Source organism: Segatella copri, from assembly GCF_009494395.1.
Taxonomy (GTDB): Bacteria; Bacteroidota; Bacteroidia; order Bacteroidales; family Bacteroidaceae; genus Prevotella.
Window position 1 is genome coordinate 38,097 of sequence record NZ_VZCB01000013.1, and the last position, 22,796, is coordinate 60,892.

Below are 22,796 nucleotides of genomic sequence, written 5' to 3' on the forward strand. Positions count from 1 at the left end.
GCGTTTTCATATATTTATTGTAATTTTGCAACCGCAAACGTATAAAAATACATCACATGAAGGTAAAGAATAGCAGATTAGAAACATTAAAGATGCTTATCTCAAGCCAGGAGCTCAGTTCGCAGGAGCAACTCCTGCAAGCTCTTCACAAAGAAGGTTTCCAGATAACGCAAGCAACATTGAGTAGAGATTTGAAACTGCTCAAGGTTGCGAAAGCCGCTTCTTCCAGCGGTAAATATGCTTATGTCTTGCCAAACGACACCTTGTATAAGAGAGTTTCCCATCCTTCATCTGTTGCCAAGATGATGGTGAGTACAGGATTCCAGTCTGTCCACTTCTCTGGCAACATGGTTGTTATCAAAACAAGACCAGGCTACGCCAGCAGTATCGCCTACAACATAGATAACAGTGATATTCCTCAAATACTGGGAACCATCGCTGGTGATGATACGATATTCCTGGTAAAGAAAAAAGGAACTACCGAAGAAGAAGTAATCAATGCTTTGGCTGAAGTTATTCCTGACATTCATAAAGATAATAAATAAGAATACAAATACATTATAAATATACAGAGAAAATGGAAGAAGTAAAAGTAATGGTGGCTGACGAAAGTCACATCAAGTACATCGACACCATTCTGACTACAATCGCAGAAGCAGCAAAGAAACGTGGTTCAGGTATCGCCAAGCGTTCACCTGAATATGTTGCCACCAAAATGAGAGAGGCGAAGGCGGTCATCGCTCTCCAGGGCGAAAAGTTCGCTGGTTTCAGCTACATCGAAACATGGGGCAACAAGCACTATGTTACCACATCAGGTTTGATCGTTCACCCAGACTTCCGTGGTATGGGACTGGCTAAGCGTATCAAGAACCTGACCTTTACGCTTGCCCGACAGCGATGGCCTCATGCCAAGATTTTCTCTTTGACATCCGGTTCGGCTGTCATGAAGATGAACACCCAGCTGGGTTATCTTCCTGTTACTTTCGCCGACCTGACCGATGATGAGTCATTCTGGCGTGGTTGCGAGGGTTGCATCAACGTAGATGTACTCCATCGTACCAACCGCAAATACTGCATCTGTACCGCCATGCTCTTCGACCCTGAGGAGCATCTGCCTATCAAGCTTCCTCAGGAAGTGATTGAGAGAATCCGCAAGATTGACGGTCCATCTGCAGAAATTTAAATCCTTACATATAATTTAAGGTGTTGGCAAAATTGCCATCTAAACATTATTCACCACATATTAAACATAAAATAAAATGGCAAATAAAAAAGTTGTAGTCGCTTTCAGCGGCGGTCTCGATACATCATACACAGTAATGAAGTTGACCCAGGATGGCTGGGATGTTTATGCAGCATGCGCTAACACTGGTGGTTTCTCTGCCGAGCAGTTGAAGACCAACGAGGAAAACGCATATAAGTTGGGCGCCAAGGCATACGTCACTCTCGACGTTACCCACGAGTATTACGAGAAATCATTGAAATACATGATTTTCGGTAATGTGCTCCGCAACAACTGCTACCCTATCTCTGTATCTTCAGAGCGTATCTTCCAGGCTATCGCCATCGCTCGTTACGCCAAGGAGATTGGTGCTGACGCCATCGCTCACGGAAGTACAGGTGCCGGCAACGACCAGATTCGTTTCGACATGACCTTCCTGGTAATGGCTCCTGGTGTAGAGATCATCACATTGACACGTGACAAGGCACTTTCTCGTAAGGAGGAGGTTGATTACCTGAACGAGCATGGTTTCTATGCAGACTTCACCAAGTTGAAGTATTCATATAACGTAGGTATCTGGGGAACCAGTATCTGTGGTGGTGAGATTCTCGACCCAACCCAGGGTCTTCCTGAGGAGGCTTATCTGAAGCACGTTAGTGCCAAGGAAGAAGAGGCTGAACTGAAGATTACCTTCGAGAAGGGTGAGATCGTGGCTGTCAACGGCGAGAAGTTTGATGATAAGATTGCAGCCATCCAGAAGATTGAGGAGATTGGTGCATCTTACGCCATCGGTCGCGACTGCAACGTGGGTGACACCATCATCGGCATCAAGGGTCGTGTAGGTTTCGAGGCTGCGGCTCCTAAGCTCATCATCGAGGCTCACCGCCTGTTGGAGAAGAGCACTTTGAGCAAGTGGCAGCAGTATTGGAAGGACCAGGTAGGCAACTGGTACGGAATGTTCCTCCACGAGAGCCAGTACCTGGAGCCAGTGATGCCGGATATCGAGGCAATGCTGACTTCTTCTCAGCGCAACGTAAACGGTACAGCCATCTTGAAGCTTCGTCCATACAGTTTCCAGACTGTAGGAATCGATTCACCAGACGATTTGACCAAGTCTAAGCTCGGTGAGTATGGCGAGATGCAGCACGGTTGGACAGCCGAGGATGCGAAGGGCTTCATCAAGGTAAGCTCTACCCCACTCCGTGTTTATTATGGTATGCACCCTAACGAGGAAAGATAAATTATGATTAGAGTAGGTATTTTAGGAGCAGCTGGTTATACAGGAGGTGAGTTGATTCGCCTCCTTATCAACCATCCAGAGGCAGAGATTGTATTCGCCAACAGCGAGAGTAACGCCGGCAACCTGGTGGCTGAGGTTCACGAGGGATTGTATGGCGAGACCGACTTGAAGTTTACCGCCGAGATGCCTTTCGACCAGGTGGATGTCATCTTCTTCTGCTTCGGTCACGGCAAGAGCGAGGCGTTCCTGAAGGAGCACAATGTTCCGGAGAACGTGAAGATTATCGACCTGGCACAGGACTTCCGTCTTGCCCCTGAGACTGTGGTTGCTACCCAGCAGCCAACCCCAGCCGCTCACGATTTTGTATATGGACTTCCAGAAATAAATGAATCAAAAATAGCCGTAGCTCAGCACGTGGCAAACCCAGGTTGTTTTGCAACCTGCATTCAACTTGGTTTGTTGCCTGCTGCTAAGATGGGCCTCATCAACAGCGATGTTTCTGTTAACGCCATTACCGGTAGCACCGGTGCTGGTCAGAAGCCAGGTGCCACTACCCATTTCTCATGGCGCAACAACAACATGAGCATCTACAAGGCATTCAACCATCAGCACGTGCCAGAGATTCGTGAGAGTCTGAAGCAGACACAGGGTTATCTCGATGCAGCCATCGACTTCATCCCTTACCGTGGCGACTTCGCCCGTGGTATCTTCGCTACAGAAGTGGTAAAGACCGACAAGCCAATCGAGGAAATCGTAGCAGGTTACAAGGAGTTCTACAAGGATGCCAAGTTCACCCACTATGTGGATAAAGCAATCGACCTGAAGCAGGTGGTGAATACCAACAAGTGCCTGGTTCATGTAGATAAGTATGGCGATAAACTCCTGATTACTTCCTGCATCGACAATCTTCTGAAGGGTGCCGTAGGTCAGGCTGTTCAGAACATGAACATCATGTTTGGTCTCGACCAGACTGCAGGTTTGAAACTCAAGCCATCAGCTTTTTAGATAAAAGAATTCGGAAGAACGGATGAATATTCATTCGTTCTTCTATCATAAAAAATAGTTTATCACAAGATAACTCTATGAGTTGTCTTTCTTAAAACATAGATTTAACATGAAACTTTACGACGTATATCCTCTTTTCGATATTAATATAGTAAAAGGTAAGGGCTGCAAGGTATGGGACGACAAGGGTCAGGAATATCTCGACCTCTATGGCGGTCATGCCGTTATCAGCATCGGTCATTGCCATCCTCACTATGTGGAGATGCTCACCAACCAGTTGAACAACCTGGGTTTCTATTCCAACTCTGTCATCAACAAGTTGCAGGTGAAACTCGCTGAGCGTCTAGGTAAGGCTAGCGGTTATGAGGATTATCAGTTCTTCCTCATCAACTCTGGTGCCGAAGCAAATGAGAATGCCTTGAAGCTGGCTTCATTCACCAACGGAAGAACCCGCGTGCTTTCTATAGAGAAGGCTTTCCACGGCAGAACATCCCTTGCCGTAGAGGTAACAAATAATCCAAAGATCATCGCTCCTATCAATGATAATGGTCACGTAACCTATCTTCCTATCAACGATCTGGAGGCTTGGGAGAAGGAACTTGCCAAGGGCGATGTCTGCGCTTGTATCATCGAGGCGATTCAGGGCGTAGGTGGCTGCAACATGGTAACTCCTGAGTTTGCTCAGGGTTTGCAGGCAGCCTGCAAGAAATACGGCACCTTCCTGATTTGCGATGAAATCCAGTGCGGTTATGGTAGAAGCGGTAAGTTCTTCGCTCACCAGTGGTTGGGCATCAAGCCTGACCTCATCACAGTAGCCAAGGGTATCGGCAATGGTTTCCCTATGGGTGGCGTGTTGATTTCTCCAGAGTTTACTCCTGTATATGGTCAGCTGGGTACAACCTTCGGTGGCAACCATCTGGCATGTACTGCCGCTCTCGCCGTTCTCGATGTATTTGAGAAGGAGAACCTGGTACAGAATGCACATGAGGTTGGTGAATATCTCATCGCCCAGCTGAAGGAGTTGCAGAAGCGCAACAGCCATATCACAGAGGTTCGTGGCCGTGGTTTGATGGTAGGTGCCGTACTCGATATTCCTCACAAGAAAGTTCGCAGCAAGCTCATCCACGAGCAGCACTGTTTCACCGGTTGCGCCGGCACCAACATCCTTCGTATCCTCCCTCCATTGGTATTGACCAAGGAGAATGTGGATGACTTCATCGGAAGATTGGAAACTGTATTAAAAGAAGTATAAACCCTTTCTGATAAGGATATAAAGAAAACTCAACCCATAAAAGAAATAGGAATCACTCCTATCGTGAGCAGCAAGCCCTTTGCGGTTTGCTGCTTTTTTGTTTTTTCCTTGCTAGATTACTAATTGTGGTTTAACGATTTTAGTTGACCACCTTAACAGATAGTCATATCTGGAGTTTGACTTCATATTTTTCACAAAACAAGTCCACTAGTTCACAAAAAACACGCTACCTCCAGCCATACTTTTGAAATATTATGCTTATCTTTGCACCAAACTTATCAGTATGGAAGAATATCTCATCATATCAAATGCCAACTTCTTGCTCAGAGTGGCTTCCGAACAGATAGCATACGTCTGTTCGGAAGGAAGCTATTGCAATCTCCGACTCACCAACGGCGATGAATACACCTTCTCGTTCAACCTTGTGGTCTTTGAGAAGAAAATAGTAGAGCAACTTGCCCAAACGGCACACTTCTTCGCTCGTGTTGGCAGAAACTACATTATTAATAGTCAGCACATTTTCAGCATCAACCTCAACACTTCTGAACTAGTGTTGTACAACGAGCGGTTTTGCGAGAAATTCACCCTGCACGTCAGCAAGGAACCACTCAAACAATTAAAAGCACTTTTAGACAACTCCATAAAATCATAAAAGGTATGAAAGGAAAAAACAATCAGGAAGAAACTTATTTCCTGGGCAAAGCACAGGAAACAAGATACACAAAATCTCATATATATAAAAAGGTATTTGGGATAGCCGCTTGCGTGATAGCAATAATAGGTATAACCATCGTCCTTATGTTCAAACCGCAAAGCGTATCACAACCTCATGTGTTAAAGACGATAGCTGTTTTACCGGAAGGTGGTCAGATGCCAATCTTCAACGGCAATGGCGACATCAACGATTTCCTAAGATGGGTGATGACAAACATCCAATATCCTAAAGGATTGGAAGACAAGCCTGCGCGAGTCGTCATCAACTTCACCGTTCAAAAGGATGGAACATTGGGATTGTTTAAAGTTCTCGAAGCTCCCAAAGAAAAAGCCTATGAGCAGACTGTGATTGAACTTCTCAAGAGAAGCCCTCATTGGAAGCCTGCCCGACTCTCCGATGGCGAGGAAGTCAACATGGAGTTTACCTTGCCTGTCGTTTTCACTCCCGAAGTAAGAAAAAAATAATCAGCAAAAACGATGAAACAGTTTAGATTGATCCTTATATTATGGCTATGTATGGCAATGAATGCCAAGGCCAACGATACCACAGCTAATCTACTTCAACAAGGAGATAGCTGTTTGAGTAGATATGATGTGTTTCATGCAACCCAATACTATCAAAAGTATCTGGAAGCAAATCCATCTCACCTGGGAGCACGCAGGAAACTGGCTTCCTGCTATCGGAAAGTAGGCAACTACACCGCCTGCATTTCTTGCCTAGACAAGATTCCATCAGATAGCATCAACCACGAAGACATGCGAATGTTCTATTATGCATATCTCAATCAGAACAACAATGACAAGGTTTCTCTCTGGGGTGAACGCATCGCATTCTTATTCCCATACGACAGTGAAATTATCGCTTCGCTTGCCGTGCATTACAATGGAGTGAACAAACCTGACAGAGCAGAAAAAGTGGCGAAGAATTACATTTCTCAATGTGATTCCACGAACTTATATGTCAACAAGGAATATGCCTATTCCCTATTCATGCAATTCAAATACGATGAGGCTATACCCTTGTATGAGAAACTGATAGCGCAAGGATTTGATAATTTCGAATCCAATTTCATCCTTGGTCTCTGTTATGAGGACCAGCCGGACAATGAAAAAGCGCTGAAACATTACCAGAAAGCAGTTCAGTTCAAAAGCGACAATGCCACTTGCCTTTTCCACTTGGCTTTGATAGAGAAATCCTTCTGCATGGATTCACTGTCCATGGCTCATTTCAACCAGTCGTTAGAGGTTTCCTTGCCAAAAGACAGAGCTTTGCGAACCTATAAATGGCTAGCCGACTTACATTTCCAACACAACCGATATGCAGACGCTGCCCGTGACTTTGAGCTATGCACCTTATACGATGAGGAAGATAATCCTCTCTACCATTACAATGCCGCCCAAATGTTCATCGCTTCCAAAAACAAGCTGAAAGCGAAACAGCATCTCCAGATGTTCTTAGCAAATGCAAACAGACTGGAAGATAAAAAAGAGGCAGCGCAACTCATATCCAAAGCCAAAGAGCAACTCAAGCAATAACCATCAAACTCACATAAATACATGAAAATAAATTTTATCTTAGGTTCAGCATTATTGCTGAGCCAGCCCCTTTGCGCTCAAAACGAAGAGGCAAAAGACACGCTTACCGCCGAGATGATGATGCAAAACCTGCCAGAGGTTTTCGTCAAGGCGACACGTCCTATCGTCAAGGCAGAAAGAGGACAGTTGGTTTACAACATGCCACTGCTCATAGAGAAAATGCCGGCAGACAACGCTTATGATGCCCTTACCCGAATACCAGGAGTAAACGAACTAAACGGCAACATCAATTATGCAGGAAAGGAACTGACTCTCATCATCAACGGCAAACCAACCACGCTCAATTACGCACAACTGGCAGAGCGATTAAAAGCCATGCCCGCCTCACAATTAGCCAAAGCCAAAGTGATGCTGGCAGCGCCAGCACGCTTACATGTTCGTGGAATGGTCATCAACCTGATTACCAAAGACTATGTAGGAAAGAACCTGCTTTCAGGACAAATACAAAGCATCTGGAGCCAAAGCAAATACGGAGAAGGGGAAGGCAAAGCCAACCTGCTGTTCCAAAAAGGAAAATTCGGTCTGGATGCCATGTATTCATTTACAGATGGAACATCATACGGAGAGACAACCACCAATGCCAATCATCCCCTTCAAGGAAAGCGAGTAGCGTATCATGACAAGACCTCACAGAAAACCCCTGGATTGACTCACAACTATCGTATGGGACTAAGTTATGCCATTACTGATAACCACCAGCTATCCCTGGCATATACAGGAAAATGGAACAGCAGTCATCCTCATCATGAAACGATGGGAACAGGCACATCCCAGCAACAGGGCAATGAACATACCTACCTGCACAATGTAGATGCCAGCTACAACCTGCCCTTTGGACTACAAATAGGCATATCCTATCTCAACTACCAAAATCCCAGCCATCAATATCTGGAAGGAACGATGCTTGACGAAGAACGTATTCTATACACAAACAGCAAGCAGGTAATAGACAAATGGCTTTTCACCGCCGATCAATCCCACTCATTGAAGAAGGGTTGGGAACTGTCGTATGGTATGAAATTCCAAAACAGCAACAACAGAAGCTACCAAGCCACGACCAACAAGGATGGAGCAGACATTCCAGATGCAACCAGCCAGGTGAATATCGAAGAAAGAATCTTGAGTTTCTATGGCGGCATAAGCAAACAGATAAACGAGCAAATCAGCTTGGAAGCCTCTGTCGAAGCAGAGCAATATCATTCTCCACAATGGAACAAATGGCATATTTATCCCACTCTTAATGCATCGTGGAAAGCCAATCCTGGCAACATACTCAACTTATCCTTCAGTTCCAGCTCACAGTTTCCTAGTTATTGGTCAACTATGAGTAGCATTTACTATGCCTCTAACTATATGGAGATATGGGGAAATCCTCATCTCAAGCCTTACTCTACATACGAGACCAACCTGATGTGGACAATCAAAAGTCGCCATACATTGATGGCATTTGCAAAGTTCCAACCCAACTATTCTGTGCAGTTGCCTTATCAGACTACCGACCACCTGGCAGTCATTATGAAGGAGACCAATTTCGACTATAATCATACTATAGGCATTAGAGCATCGACGACTTTCGGTATAGGCAATTGGATGAACGGAAGTGTTTCGGCAACAGGAATCTACAGACATGACAAGAGTAACGATTTCTTTGACTTGCCCTTCAATCGCAAACATATCTCTGCCATTCTTGCCGGCAATCTATCCGCCCAGCTTAGCCGAAGCCATCACATCCATTTCATACTTAACCCATTCTATCAGTCGAAAGCCATTCAAGGACTCTATGACATCAAATCAGTCTTTCTCTTGAATGCTATGTTGAGGTGGGCTTCCGATCATGATAAATGGAGCATTGTGGTTAAAGGCAGCAACATCTTCAACGAGGGATTCTCTACAAAATCAGTACAAGGCAATCAAGACTATCACATGAACATCAAGCAAGATTGGGCATCTGCCTCCATCTCCATCATCTGTAAGATAGGCAAGTACAAGGAGAAGAGAACCAAGGACGTGGATACTTCCAGAATGGGAGTAAACTAGCGAATTTCTTAGAATATCGTCAGTAAACAAGCGTACTTTCTTAAAAAATCGTCTATAGACACGCTATTTTCAGATAAAAGTAGTATCTTTGCACCGTAATTGCATTTTAATTATAAGACGACAATGAAAATAACAATTATCGGAGCAGGTGCCATGGGCGGTGCTATGGCTGAAGGACTCTTGCAGAGCGAGAAGTTCACTCCATCAGATATTACGGTATCAGACCATAACCAACCAGTATTGGATCACTTCGCAAGCGAAGGAGCCAGCGTAACTCTAGACAACCAGTTGGCTTGCCACGGCGCAGACATCGTATGCGTGGTAGTAAAGCCTTGGTGTGTAGAGAAGACATTGAAGGGAATCAAGGATGTACTCAACTACAAGAATCAGAAACTCGTGGTCGTTGCAGCCGGTGTGCCATCAGCCAACATCAAGGAGTGGTTAGACAAGGATGGTATCACCCCAACCTTCTTCCTCGTGATGCCAAACATCGCCATTGCCTACAAGCAGTCGATGACCTTCATCACTCCAGTAGATGCATCTGCCACAGAAATCCAGCAGATTACAGAAATCTTCGATGAATTGGGCGAAAGCCTCATCATGGAAGAACGCCTCTTCCCAGCTGCCACCGCCATGTCGTGTGCCATCGCCTACGCCATGCGCTATGTTAGAGCCAATGTGGAAGGCGGCGTAGAGATGGGATTCAAGGCAAAGGATGCCCAGAAGATTGTCTTGCAGACCATCAAGGGTGCCGTAGAGCTGCTTCAGGAAACAGGCGAACACCCAGAGGCTGCCATCGATAAGGTTACCACCCCAGGCGGTTGCACCATCAAAGGTTTGAACACGATGGAGCAGAATGGCTTCACCAATGCCGTCATCAAGGGATTGATAGCAGGAAAGAAATAAATAAAAAAGCTGCATAAGAATAAAACCTATGCAGCTTTTTTGTTTGTTTTTACGCCTCTTACACACTGGAAATACTATATTTCCTTACTTTCATATGTAGGGGGCAAGTTCTTATTTCACTTCAGGCAACAAGCAAGGGCGTACCTTGGAGGTTACACTAGCCTTCTCATTGACGATAACTGTGAGTGGCTTGGTGTCAGCAGCATTCTTTGCCACCATTACCTTATAGTCGCCAGCCTCTACCTGCCACTGGCTATCTGTTTCATTGAAAGAAGCCAAGTTTTCGTATGGAATCAGGATGGTAACCGTCTCACTCTCTCCTGGTTTCAAAGACTTGGTTTTGGCGAAGCCACGGAGTTCCTTGGCAGGCTTTTCCATATCCTTGCCAGGAGCAGCCACATACACCTGAACCACTTCCTTACCAGCCATCTTGCCAGCGTTCTTCACTGCCACCTGCACCTGCACATTGCCTTGCGCATCCTTAGTAACTACAGGCTTGCCATACTTAAAGGTGGTATAGCTCATACCATAGCCGAAAGGATAAGCCACAGGCACGTTCTTGGTCTGGTAATAACGATAGCCCACATAGATGCCATCCTCATAATTCGTGTAATCCACATTCTTCACGTCGCCCTTGCTGCCAATGCCCTTGCCCATGAACATACCGATTACATCCTTTACCTTGACATCATCAGGATAAGGGAAATTGTCCTTGGAAGGAACATCATTGTAGCTAACAGGCCATGTCATAGGCAGACGACCAGAAGGATTCTCCTTACCCGTCAAGATGTCGGCAACGGAATTACCACCTTCCTGACCAGGCAACCAAGACAACAAGACTGCATCAGGAGCTGCCATCCAACTCTTGGTCTCGATTACACCACAAACATTCAAGATGACTGCCACCTTCTTGCCTGCCTTGTGGAAAGCATTGCAAACACCTGCTATCATATCCTTCTCTGCCTGGGTGAGAGTGAAGTTGTCGGAGAGATGACGATCCAAGAACTCACCAGATGACTTACCAATGGTGATGATAGCCATGTCGTTGTTCTTCACGGCAGCAGCCATATCCAACTCAGCAAGGCTCATTTCCGGGATAAAATGTCCTGGAAGGAAAGCCTCTAATGGATTCTCAGGCTTAGGAAGAGACTCCTTTGCCTTAGGTGCATACTCCTCATAAGCCTTGCGGATAGCCCCATCCACCTGATAGCCAGCATTCTTCAAGCCATCCAAGAGACTTACCACATACGCATGATTTACATTGCCAGAACCAGTACCGCCAGCGATGAAATCATAAGAGGTGTTACCAAAGAGGGCGATGTTCTTTACTTTCTGGATGATAGGTAAGGTATTCTTGTTGTTCTTGAGCAATACCATACCCTCGGTAGCAGCTTTGCGAGCCACCTCGGCATGTCCCTTCAAGTCTGGGTTGTTGTCAGCCACATACTGCTTGAATCTTGGGGTCTCCATGATATATTCCAGGATGTGACGCACATTACGGTCGATGATTTCCAACGACAAGCGACCATTGAGCACCGCCTTGCGAATCTCGTCACATTGGTCCGCCTTTCCTGGCATCAAGAGGTCATTGCCTGCCTCCATCTGTGCAGTAGCACTAATACCGCCAAACCAATCAGTCATCACCATGCCCTTGAAACCCCACTCATGGCGAAGGATTTCAGTCACCAAGTCGCAACGCTCGCTCGACATCGTGCCATTGATGAGGTTATAGGAGGTCATGATGGTCCAAGGCTGAGACTCCTTCACCACAATCTCGAATGGCTTGAGATAGATTTCTCTAAAAGTACGAGGATTGCCGATGACATTGTTTCTCGTGCGATTGGTCTCCTGGTTATTCAAGGCAAAGTGCTTCACGGAAGTTCCCACGCCATTGCTCTCGATACCATTCACCATGGCTGCGCAAATCTTACCTGCCAACAATGGACCCTCTGAATAATACTCAAAGTTACGACCGCAAAGTGGGTTGCGCATGATGTTGGTGGCTGGAGCCAAAAGGACATCCACACCATAGTGCTTTACCTCGTCGCCCATAGAAGTACCCACTGAATGAACCAAGTCGGCATTCCAGGTGGCACTCATCACGGTAGCCACAGGGAAATGAGTGCAGTAGAATGTCTTATTGGTATCCTTGCGCTTGGCATCGATACGCAGACCAGCAGGTCCATCTGCCACTACGGTAGTAGGAATACCAAGTCGCTCGATGCCATTCACTTGTCCTGCGGCACCAGGCACCAACTGACCTTGGTTACCGATGGTAGCCATCATGCTTGATTTTACTTTGCCAGTAGAACCCACCAACAGTTCTATCTTTTCATCAAGGGTCATAGCCCGGATGACATCCTCAACAGGAGAAACGCCTAACTTGGGTGTTGTCTGGGCTGGGCACAATGTAGTCGAAGCCAAGAACACACAAGTGGTAATCATTACTTTCTTAATTTTTATCATATTATCCAATCGTTTTTGTCGTTAGAAAATCTTTTGTGCAAACTCTGTGAGATAGACACGCCAGTTGCGCCAGATGTGGCCGCCCTCGGTCTCCATATAGGTATATTTATACCCCTTCTCATCGAAATAGCGACGCAAGCCGGCTGTACTCTTATACAAGAAGTCGGTCTTTCCCATACCTATCCAATACAATTTTGGCTTGTTCTTAAACAAGGTTGCCAACTGCTGCTTCGCCTCCTCGTCCTCTTGCAGCATCTTATAGAAATCGGTGCGAAAATCGCCAGTCTTTCCCACATGCAAACCAGCGGAGAATAGACCAACGTAATCAAACTTATTAGGGAAACGGCGAGAGATGTCAAAGGAGTGTCCACCACCCATTGACAAACCGCAGATGGCACGATGCGCCTTATCCTTGCCCACCTTGTAATGGCTCTCCACATAGTTCATCACGTCAGGGAAGCTCTCATCCATCGTAGCCACCGCCTTGGCACCTTGGTAACCATAGAAAGAAGGCACATACATACCTGCCGACCATTCGCCAGGAGCAGCCTGACAGTTAGGGTTGCCATTGGTCATCACCACAACCATAGGCTTTGCCTTGCCTGTGGCTATCAAGTTGTCGAGAATCTGGGAGGCACGTCCCAAGGTTGTCCAAGCATCCTCATCACCACCTGCGCCATGAAGCAAGTAGAGCACTGGGTAATCCTTGCCCTTGTCGTAACCTGCTGGGGTATAGACGGTCATACGACGCTGCATCTTGAGCGTAGGACTGTCATACCAAACCTTCTGCACATTGCCATGAGGCACCTCATTGACGGTGTAGAGGTCACCACAGTCTCCTTTCTTGTCTGACAAGATAAAAATATTGGTTACCGAAGTGATGTCACGAGTGATATAGACGCTTCCAGGATCCACAATCTTCACACCATCCAAGAGGAGATTATAAGAATAAAGCTCAGGAGAAAGATTAGTGCTGGTAAAGCTCCATACTCCCTTGTCATCCTTCACCAAGTCTGCCACTCCCGGTGCATCATACTTTCCCACAGGGGTATCAATCTGCTTGGTAGGCAAGAAGTCGCCCGTAATCTGCACTTTCTGTGCATTGGGAGCCTTGAGACGGAAAGTAACTGTATGGTTGGCGTTTAACTCTGGAGAAACCACAGGTACGTTGTCGAACAAAGCTTGTTGTGCAAAGCTGCTCATACTCAAGAGCAAGGCTGTTGCCATAAATGTTATCTTTTTCATTGTAATGTTGTTTGAAGTTACTTAAAGATTTTCTGGGCAAACTCACCCAGGTAGATGCGCCAGTTGCGCCAGATATGACCACCATCGGTCTCCATATAGGTGAATGGATAATGGTTCTTGGTCAGTTTCTCTCTAAAGGCGGTATTGTCCTTAAAGAGGAAGTCGGTGTTGCCGATACCAATCCAGAAGAGCTTTGGCTTGGCAGCAAACAAGTCTGCCAACTTCTTGTCGAAGTTATCATAGATGTACTCGTTGGCGCCACCACTTCTTTGTTCCTTGCCAATGGCTGCCGAGAAGAGCCCCACATAGCCAAAGGTCTTAGGATTGTTGATGGAAATATAGAGGGAATGGAATCCACCCATTGACAAACCGGCGATGGCACGGTTCTGGGTATTTGCCAAGGTGCGATAACGAGCATCCACAAACTTCACCACCTCAGGGAAAGAAACCTCAAAAGAGCCTTCCATGGTCTTAGGCAATCCCAAGCTTGGTACAATGAGTCCCTCTGAAGTATAGCCTGGAGCCGCCTCCTGGGAGATATTGCCATTGGGCATCACCACAATCATAGGCTTTGCCTTGCCTTGGGCAATGAGATTGTCCAAGATCTGGGAAGCACGTCCCAAGTCCATCCAAGCCTCTTCGTCGCCACCGATGCCATGAAGCAGATAGAGCACTGGGTATTTCACCTTGCTTGTCTCATAGCCTGCTGGGGTATAAACTGTCATGCGACGGGTAATGCCTGCCTTGGCATCGTCATACCACACCTTGGAAACTGTTCCATGGGGCACCTTGTTAACCTTGTATAAGTCTGCCTTGCCACCATCTACCAAGAATATGTTGGAAACATTGCTGATGTCACGCACGGTATATACGTTCAAGTGGTCGGTAACGCTTGCCCCATCCACCATCATCGTATAAGAATACAACTCTGGCGACAGAGGAGAGGTGGTGGTATAGCTCCACACACCCTTATCGTCCTTGGTCAAGTCAGCCACACCTGGGGCATCAAACTTGCCCATCGGGGTATCAATCTTGCGAGTTGGCAAGAAATCGCCCGTAATCTGCACCTTTTGAGCACCAGGTGCCATACAGCGGAAAGTAACCGTCTTGTCGGCATGAATCTCAGGCGACTGTGGCATTTGCCCTCCGAAGAGGGCTTGCTGTGCTGAAGCACTGCCACATGTTATACATAATGCAATAACTAATAATGATAACTTTTTCATTGTCTTTACACCTTTGGTTTACTAGTATAAAAATGATAATTGTTCAAAATTGCGCTGCAAAGGTACGCACTTTTTCAATACACCCTTTTCTGAAATGTTTTCTTGTATTTTGATTTTGTTCAAAATGGGGTTTCCTATCTGTTCAAAAAGTTTCCTATTTGTTAAAAGTCCTTCATAAATATTGTATATATCAGGGATTTATCGTATCTTTGCAAATAGAAAAATAACGAAATAGCTATGAGCAAAGAGAAAATACTTTTGTATGCCTTTCTAGGACTCATGCTGACACTATCAGCCTGCCAGCATCACGACACTACCGACGAGGAGAACACCTATGAGGGAAAAGAATGGACGCTCTCTGACCAAATATCCAACAAGAAAGTAAAAAGCATCTGCGAGGACCAATACGGACAAATCTGGATTGGCACCTTCCGTGGTCTCAATAAGTATGACAGCAACAAGTACTACCAATACTTCTGCGTACACGACTCCGTGGGGCTGCCCGACAACAATATCAGTAGCGTTTTCAGAGATTCCAAAAACCGACTGTGGATAACTACGGCCAATGGCATCTGCTACTACAATGAGCAGGGCAAATTTACGAGAATCCCCCTCACCATGCAAAATAAGAATTTTACGCAGATACTGGAAGACAAAGCCGGCAGAATGTTCTTTACCACGGGCTATACCTTCTATCAATATGACGAAAAGACTAACAAACTCGTGGTCAAGTTGAAACAACTGGAAGAAAGACCCACCTTCAACCTGACCTGCCACATCGACGACCGAGACATCATCTGGATACGTACACCACAAATCATCACCGGCTATCGCTCGGACACATTCCAGAAAGTGGCAGAAATCAAACTTTCAGGCCATTCCCAATATTCCTATCTGCAAGATGGACACAAGCTGTGGCTATCTGGCTATGACGGCATGCAAATCTTCGATACCCGCACCCGCCAACTCCAGGCACTGCCAGCCAGCCTCAAGTCTTGGTCATTGCCACACGACATGGTGAACATCGTGCATCCATACGGCAAGAATGGCATCTTGCTCAATACTACCAAGCATGGCTTGTGGTTGCTCGACAACCATCACAAACTCGTCCATCAAAGCGACAAGAACTTCCCATTTGACTTGGGCAATATGCAAGTAAGCCAAATCTTCACCGACTCAAAAGGCAACTTATGGCTCGGTTCAGAAGAGGATGGCGTGAAGACCATCTATCGTTATCAAGACATGTTCAACAGCAACCTTGCCTTGCAACGCTCCGTGGGCAAGCAAGCTGTACTCGCCATTGTACCAGACCACACGAACCATCTTTGGATTGCCACCAAGAAAGATGGCATCTATGTCTATGACTTGGAGAACAAGCAAATCAAAAAGATACCCAAGGTATATCAAAATAGCAATGATGATAAAAAGAACATCATCACCAACCTCTATGTAGATGCCAGAAATTATATCTGGCTTGCCGATGCGGAGAACGTCGCCAAGTGTAAGTATGAAAACGGAGAATTGCGTGTTGTAGATTCTTATCCCATTTTTATGCCTATGGAATTTGCACAAGACAAGCAGGGCAACATGTGGGTTTCCACAGCAGGTGTGGATATCTATCTCATTTCTCATCAAGATGGAACCATGACCAAGAAGCAGTTGTTCCCATCTACCTTTACTTTCATCCCAAGCATCATTTGCCTCAATAATGGCAATCTGCTCGTATCTGCTTTCTATAAGCCGATATTGGAAATAGATGGCAAGACGAAGGTCATCCGAGAGTTTAAGGTAAATCCCACTGATTGGAAGAAGTGTATCAAGCGCAGTGTCTATATCCCGACAAAGACGCTCCAAGATAGCAAGGGCAACATTTGGTTTGGCACCGTCACCAATGGGCTCTTAAAATATGATGCCAACACCCATCGAATGCAGCCTATCCCAGGATTGTCATGCTCTGACATCTCCAGTATCGAGGAAGACAAGAATGGCAACCTCTGGGTGAGTACCATGTATGGATTGAACAAGTTGGACATCAAAGCCCATAAGATAACCTCCTACAAGGAGGCTGATGGCATCGGCGGTTTCCAGTTCTACGACCGTGCCTCCTGCAAGTTAAAAGACGGCACACTTATCTTTGGTGGTACCCACGGTCTCACCATCTTCAACCCTCAGAACGTTACGACCAACCAGCCCATCAACTTGCTGTTTGAGAACCTAAAGGTGCATAACAATCTCGTACAAGCCAAGGAAAAAGGCAACATAGAGGAGAGCATGGAGCATTCTCCTCATATCCACCTGGGCTACAAGGAGAACAGCTTTAGCATCTCCTTTTCCGCCATCGACTACAGTGACTACAAGCGCATCCACTATTTCTACCAACTGGAAGGCTTTGACAAATCATGGGTCGATGCTGGCAGCAATACCGAGGCCTATTATTCCAACCTGCCAGCTGGCTGCTATACCTTCAAGGTGAAGATCGTGGGCAACGACAACAACCACACCATCGCCGAAAAGTCCATCAAGGTATCTATCGCCCCAGAGCCATGGAACGCTTGGTGGGCATGGTGCCTCTATATCCTCTTGGCAACTGGCGCAGGCTATGCCTACATACGATTCAAGCAACGCATCAATATGGAAAAGGAAATGGCTAGGAAGGCTGAGGTAGAAAAGGAACAAGAACAGCGCATCAACAAGATGAACATGAGCTTCTTTGCCAACATCTCCCATGAGTTCCGCACGCCTCTGACGATGATTTCAGGACCTGTGGAGCAACTCTGCGAGAGCACCGATATCAACAAGCACAACAAACAGTTGCTCAACATCATCAACAGAAGCGTGAACAGAATGCTCAAATTGGTAAACCAGTTGCTCGACTTCAACAAACTGGAGAACGACACTCTCCGATTACATGTCAAATTGTGTGACATCGTTACAGAGATGCAGCGCATCATAGACTTGTTTATCGTCAATGCCGAGGAAAAAGGCATCACACTCAACTGCCATGGCTTAGAAGGTTCTTATCTCATCTGGCTGGATGTTGACAAGTTGGAGAAAATCATCAACAACCTCATGTCAAATGCCATGAAGTTTACACCTCGTGGTGGAAAAATAGATGTCACCTTGGATTCGGAGATAGACAAGAAAGGGATGCAATGGGTCAAGATAACCGTTGCCGACACAGGCAAGGGAATACCAGAAAAGGAACTGGACAACATCTTCAAGCGCTACTATCAGTTGAACAACCAGTCGGCTAGTACCATCAACTGGGGTACTGGCATCGGCCTTTACTATGCCCGCAGCCTTGCCCTTCTCCATCATGGAAAGTTGTTAGCCAACAACCGCAAGGATTGCCAGGGAGCAGTCTTTACGCTTGCAATACCAACCCATGAGGAAATCTATTCTGATGCCGAGAAGAGAAACTTGGAGGAAGAGCAAAAGATGAAACTTTCCGCCAAGAAAGATTCTATGATAGCCAATAAGATAGAGCAGGAAGATGGCAGCGACAACCGTCCAAAGGTTCTTATCGTAGATGATGACACCGAGGTGGTGCATTATCTTCGCACCTTGTTGGCAACAGACTATCACGTCATCTATCGCTTCGATGCGGAGAGTGCCTTGAAAGCCATCCGTGAGGAAGAGCCAAGCCTCATCCTGAGCGACGTGGTCATGCCAGGCATCAGTGGCTACGAACTCTGTAAGGAAGTGAAGCAAGACATCCAGCTCTGCCACATCCCTGTGATTCTCGTCACTGCCAAGACCACCCCAGAAAACCAGGTGGAAGGACTGAACAGTGGCGCCGATGCCTATGTTACCAAGCCATTCACCCCTAAGGTGTTGCTGGCTATGATCAACTCCCTGCTCACCAACAGAGAGAAGGCAAAGACCATCCTGAACAACGCCACCCAAACAGACAAGAGCGTAGAGGAGGTGCTGTCGCCACAAGACAAAGCCTTCATGGACGAACTGTACAAAATCATGGAGCAAGAACTAGCCAACTCTGAACTAGATGTGAACAAGGCAACGGAACTGATGCACATATCTCGTACCAAACTATACTATAAGGTAAAAGGACTGACTGGCGAGAACCCTAGCGTCTTCTTCAAGACTTACAAGCTCAACCGTGCCGCCGCCCTGATAGTAGAGGGGGAATACAACATATCGGAGATAGCCTACATGACTGGATTCAACACCCTCTCCCACTTCTCCACCAGTTTCAAGAAGCAGTTTGGATGTAGTCCAAGCGAATATAGCAAGAAGAAATACTGATACACAATCTCCGTGCTCCTGCCACTCGTTGGGCTTGAGGTTTCTAAACTACAAAAAATCACAAGATTTTATACAATTTATTATCATTTTGTTTGCATATATCGACAAAAAGTCGTAATTTTGCCAACAAATGCGAAGGATTATTACTTTCCTGAGCTCAAACAACAAAAAAAAGAACTATGGATGAAGCAATTAAGCAAATTGGTGAAAGACTGAAAGGTCTCCGTGAGGTTCTCAACATCCCGGCTGAGGAGGTGGCTGAACTTTGCGAAATCAGCCTTGACCACTATCTCAAGATTGAATCAGGAGAAGCAGATCCTTCTGTATATCGACTTTCCAAGATTTCCAAGCGATACGGCATCGACCTCGACGTATTGCTCTTCGGCGAGGAACCTCGCATGAAGGGATACTACGTAACCCGCAAGGGACAGGGACCGGAGATAGACCGCAACAACCAGTATAAATACCAGAGCCTTGCCGTAGGGTTCAAGGATAGAAAGGTGAATCCGTTCATGGTACAGGTAGATCCGTTGCCAGGCGACAAGAAGCCAAACAAGAACGGACACGACGGACAGGAATATGATTATGTGATAGAGGGACAGCTCGAAGTAACCATCGAAGAGAAGGTGATGGTACTGAATCCAGGCGACAGCATCTACTTCGACAGTAGAAAGTCGCATTGTTTCCGCTCACTCAACAATGAGCCTGCCAAGTTCCTTTGTATAATTATCTAGAAGAGTAACTATGATCGAGAGATTTCTAAAACAGACAAAATTTACTTCAGAGCAAGACTTCAAGGAGCATCTGGAGTTTATCATACCAGAAGATTTCAACTTTGCCTACGACGTGATGGACGAATGGGCAAAGATCAAACCAGACCACGTGGCGCTGCTTTGGGCAAGTGAACGTGGCGAAGAAATCCGTTTTACATACAAGGACCTGAAGGAGCAGAGCGACAAGGCTGCTGCTTACTTCCAGAGTCTCGGCATCGGTCACGATGATAAGGTGATGCTGATTCTGAAGCGTCACTATCAGTGGTGGCTTGCCATGCTCGGTCTCCACAAGTTGGGCGCCGTAGCCATCCCTGCCACCCACATGCTTACCAAGCACGACATCGTTTACCGCAACAATGCAGCAAGCGTGAAGGCTATCATCTGCTGCGGCGATGATTACGTGGTAGAGCAGGTTAATCAGGCTATGCCAGAAAGTCCGACTGTCAAGACTTTGATCAGTATCGGTCCAGACATCCCGGAAGGTTTCCACGACTGGATGAAGGAATGGAACGAATGTGCTCCTTTCGTTCGCCCGGAACATGTAAACTCTAATGAAGATACCCTGCTGATGTACTTCACATCTGGAACCACTGGCGAGCCTAAGATGGTGGCACACGATCACCTCTATGCCCTCGGTCATCTGACCACGGGTGTATATTGGCACAATCTCCACGAGAATTCCATCCATCTTACCGTAGCCGATACCGGTTGGGGCAAGGCTGTATGGGGCAAGCTCTACGGACAATGGTTTGCCGGAGCCACCGTCTTCGTCTTCGATCACGAGAAGTTTACGGCTGATAAGATCATGCGCCAGATTGAGAAGTATCACATCACCTCTTTCTGTGCCCCTCCTACCATCTATCGCTTCATGATTCAGGAGGATTTCTCTAAGTATGACCTCAGCAGTCTTGAATACTGCACCACAGCGGGTGAGGCAATGAACCCATCTGTGGCAGAGACCTTCCAGAAACTGACGGGTGTTCAGATTTACGAGGGCTTCGGACAGACCGAGACCACCATGACATTGGGAACCTTCCCTTGGATCAAACCAAAGCCAGGAAGCATGGGCAAACCAAATCCACAATATGATGTTCACATCCTTCGCCCAGACATGACGGAATGCGAGGATGGCGAAAAGGGCGAGATTTGCATCCGCATCGGCGATGACAAGCCTATCGGTCTCTTCAAATATTACTATCGTGACGAGAAGCAGACAAAATCTGTTTGGCACGATGGTTACTATCACACGGGCGATATGGCTTGGCGTGATGAGGAAGGCTACTTCTGGTTTGAGGGAAGAATAGACGATGTGATCAAGAGTTCGGGTTACCGCATCGGTCCTTTCGAGGTAGAGAATGCCCTGATGACTCACCCTGCCGTAGTAGAGTGCGCCATCACCGGTGTGCCAGACCCAATCCGCGGTATGGTTGTCAAGGCAACCGTCGTACTGAAGGATGAATACAAGAGTATGGCGGGTCCTGACCTCATCAAGAAGCTGCAGGATCATGTGAAGCACGAGACTGCTCCTTATAAATATCCTCGCATCATCGAATTCGTAGATGAACTGCCAAAGACCATCTCCGGCAAGATTCGAAGAGTAGAGATTCGAGAAAAAGACGGGGTTAAGTGAAAAACGAAGAGTGAAGAGTGAAGAATTCTCTTGCTTTAACAAGCTAAAATTTAGCATAAAAAAACTATTGAATTCTTCACTCTTCGTTCTTCACTCTTCACTTAAATATGCATTCAACATAAAATATAATAAGAAGAACAAGAGAATTTTTCACTCTTCGTTCTTCACTCTTCACTAAAATTTATGGGAAAAAGAATCGTAGTAAAGGTGGGCAGCAACGTGCTGACCCGAGAAGACGGAAAACTGGATGTAACGAGAATGTCGGCAATTGTGGATCAGATTGTCTGGCTCAGAAAGCACGACTATGAGGTGATTCTGGTATCTTCTGGTGCCGTGGCTGCCGGAAGAGCCGAACTGCACGTTGACCACCAACTGGACAGCGTGGAGCAGCGCCAGCTGTTCTCTGCCATTGGACAGGTGAAACTCGTAGGTCTCTATTACAACCTTTTCCGTGAATATAAGATCAAGATTGGTCAGGTACTGACCATGAAGGAGAATTTCGGTGCCGAGGAGCAGTACAAAAACCAGGAAGCCTGCATGCAGGTGATGCTGGAAAACAACGTGCTCCCTATCGTCAACGAGAACGATACCGTATGCATCACCGAGTTGATGTTTACGGATAACGATGAATTGTCTGGCTTGATTGCCAAGATGATGAATGCCGACACCTTGATTCTATTAAGCAATGTGGATGGCATCTACAATGGTGACCCAAGCGAGCCTACCACCCGCATCATCCCATCGGTTTATTACGACCGTGACATCAGTGAGTACATCCTTGCCAGCAAGAGCAGTCACGGCAGAGGCGGCATGACATCGAAAGTAAAAACCGCTCACGACGTAGCCAATGCCGGCATCAAGGTAATCATCGCCAACGGCAACACGCCAAACATCCTCATCAATCTGAAGGAACATCCGATGGAGACCCTTCATACCGAGTTTGTGGCAAGACCTAAAGAGAAGTAGAATTTTGTATAAAAATAAACGTTATCGCCATTACATAATTTGTGTTCAACAACTATGTAATGGCGTTTTTCTGTCTTATATACAGTAATTTCAATATAGATATGGTGTGATTTCCAGTTGGATAAAGTTAAAAAATGCAATATCAATTGGAGGTTCACATGATTTTACCGATAATCACGAGAAAAAACTAATACTCACTCCAAACCCCCAGGTTTTCCGTATCTTTGCAGCGTAAAGTAATTAATGTATAATCAT

Annotated in this window: 16 protein-coding genes and 1 pseudogene; 14 read left to right on the plus strand and 3 right to left on the minus strand. The window is 46.2% G+C overall.

Features of this window, described 5'->3' with window-relative positions:
* The first annotated feature begins 56 nt into the window (after positions 1 to 56).
* The 10 genes from argR to F7D73_RS01500 all read left to right on the plus strand — a co-directional run bounded on the left by argR (position 57) and on the right by F7D73_RS01500 (position 9,972).
* Positions 57 to 545 (plus strand): arginine repressor, encoded by a 489-nt coding sequence (gene argR, locus F7D73_RS01455; RefSeq protein ID WP_153121964.1) that lies wholly within the window; start codon positions 57 to 59, stop codon positions 543 to 545.
* A gap of 32 nt (positions 546 to 577) precedes the next feature.
* Entirely contained in the window at positions 578 to 1,183 is a 606-nt protein-coding gene (locus F7D73_RS01460) for a GNAT family N-acetyltransferase (protein WP_089544440.1), read from the plus strand.
* Between the two features lie 76 nt (positions 1,184 to 1,259).
* Positions 1,260 to 2,462 (plus strand): argininosuccinate synthase, encoded by a 1,203-nt coding sequence (locus tag F7D73_RS01465; RefSeq protein ID WP_153121965.1) that lies wholly within the window; start codon positions 1,260 to 1,262, stop codon positions 2,460 to 2,462.
* A 3-nt stretch (positions 2,463 to 2,465) separates the two neighbouring features.
* Positions 2,466 to 3,467: an N-acetyl-gamma-glutamyl-phosphate reductase gene (argC, locus tag F7D73_RS01470; protein WP_022252914.1), complete on the plus strand. Its 1,002-nt coding sequence runs from the start codon at positions 2,466 to 2,468 to the stop codon at positions 3,465 to 3,467.
* 109 nt (positions 3,468 to 3,576) lie between these two features.
* The gene (locus F7D73_RS01475; protein WP_153121966.1) at positions 3,577 to 4,719 is read left to right on the plus strand and encodes an aspartate aminotransferase family protein; all 1,143 of its coding nucleotides are present in this window, start codon (positions 3,577 to 3,579) and stop codon (positions 4,717 to 4,719) included.
* Between the two features lie 283 nt (positions 4,720 to 5,002).
* Positions 5,003 to 5,371 carry a LytTR family DNA-binding domain-containing protein gene (locus F7D73_RS01480; protein ID WP_089544447.1) on the plus strand — a complete coding sequence of 123 codons (369 nt, stop codon included), beginning with the start codon at positions 5,003 to 5,005 and terminating at the stop codon, positions 5,369 to 5,371.
* A 5-nt stretch (positions 5,372 to 5,376) separates the two neighbouring features.
* The gene (locus tag F7D73_RS01485) at positions 5,377 to 5,898 is read left to right on the plus strand and encodes an energy transducer TonB (protein ID WP_118190869.1); all 522 of its coding nucleotides are present in this window, start codon (positions 5,377 to 5,379) and stop codon (positions 5,896 to 5,898) included.
* Between the two features lie 12 nt (positions 5,899 to 5,910).
* Entirely contained in the window at positions 5,911 to 6,969 is a 1,059-nt protein-coding gene (locus tag F7D73_RS01490; protein WP_153121967.1) for a tetratricopeptide repeat protein, read from the plus strand.
* A gap of 21 nt (positions 6,970 to 6,990) precedes the next feature.
* Entirely contained in the window at positions 6,991 to 9,066 is a 2,076-nt protein-coding gene (locus F7D73_RS01495; RefSeq protein WP_153121968.1) for an outer membrane beta-barrel protein, read from the plus strand.
* A 123-nt stretch (positions 9,067 to 9,189) separates the two neighbouring features.
* Positions 9,190 to 9,972 (plus strand): pyrroline-5-carboxylate reductase family protein, encoded by a 783-nt coding sequence (locus tag F7D73_RS01500; RefSeq protein WP_153121969.1) that lies wholly within the window; start codon positions 9,190 to 9,192, stop codon positions 9,970 to 9,972.
* A 111-nt stretch (positions 9,973 to 10,083) separates the two neighbouring features.
* Here F7D73_RS01500 and F7D73_RS01505 read toward each other — a convergent pair whose 3' ends face one another.
* From F7D73_RS01505 to F7D73_RS01515, 3 genes are read right to left on the minus strand one after another with little or no spacing between them, the layout of a single operon-like run.
* Positions 10,084 to 12,429, minus strand: a complete 2,346-nt coding sequence (locus F7D73_RS01505; protein WP_437182276.1) for a glycoside hydrolase family 3 C-terminal domain-containing protein — start codon at positions 12,427 to 12,429, stop codon at positions 10,084 to 10,086.
* A 30-nt stretch (positions 12,430 to 12,459) separates the two neighbouring features.
* Positions 12,460 to 13,683: an esterase gene (locus tag F7D73_RS01510; protein WP_228117597.1), complete on the minus strand. Its 1,224-nt coding sequence runs from the start codon at positions 13,681 to 13,683 to the stop codon at positions 12,460 to 12,462.
* Between the two features lie 17 nt (positions 13,684 to 13,700).
* The gene (locus F7D73_RS01515; RefSeq protein WP_153121971.1) at positions 13,701 to 14,906 is read right to left on the minus strand and encodes an esterase; all 1,206 of its coding nucleotides are present in this window, start codon (positions 14,904 to 14,906) and stop codon (positions 13,701 to 13,703) included.
* Between the two features lie 237 nt (positions 14,907 to 15,143).
* On the opposite strand from F7D73_RS01515, the gene F7D73_RS01520 reads away from it, so the two are divergent.
* The 4 genes and pseudogenes from F7D73_RS01520 to proB all read left to right on the plus strand — a co-directional run.
* On the plus strand, positions 15,144 to 19,172 hold the full coding sequence (locus F7D73_RS01520) for a hybrid sensor histidine kinase/response regulator transcription factor (RefSeq protein WP_228117598.1): 4,029 nt from the start codon (positions 15,144 to 15,146) through the stop codon (positions 19,170 to 19,172).
* A gap of 179 nt (positions 19,173 to 19,351) precedes the next feature.
* The gene (locus F7D73_RS01525) at positions 19,352 to 19,906 is read left to right on the plus strand and encodes a helix-turn-helix domain-containing protein (RefSeq protein ID WP_117587364.1); all 555 of its coding nucleotides are present in this window, start codon (positions 19,352 to 19,354) and stop codon (positions 19,904 to 19,906) included.
* A 10-nt stretch (positions 19,907 to 19,916) separates the two neighbouring features.
* On the plus strand, positions 19,917 to 21,575 hold the full coding sequence (locus F7D73_RS01530; RefSeq protein ID WP_153121972.1) for an AMP-binding protein: 1,659 nt from the start codon (positions 19,917 to 19,919) through the stop codon (positions 21,573 to 21,575).
* Positions 21,576 to 21,758: 183 nt separating this feature from the next.
* Positions 21,759 to 22,529, plus strand: a pseudogene (gene proB, locus F7D73_RS01535) (glutamate 5-kinase); the annotation flags it as partial.
* Positions 22,530 to 22,796: the final 267 nt, after the last annotated feature.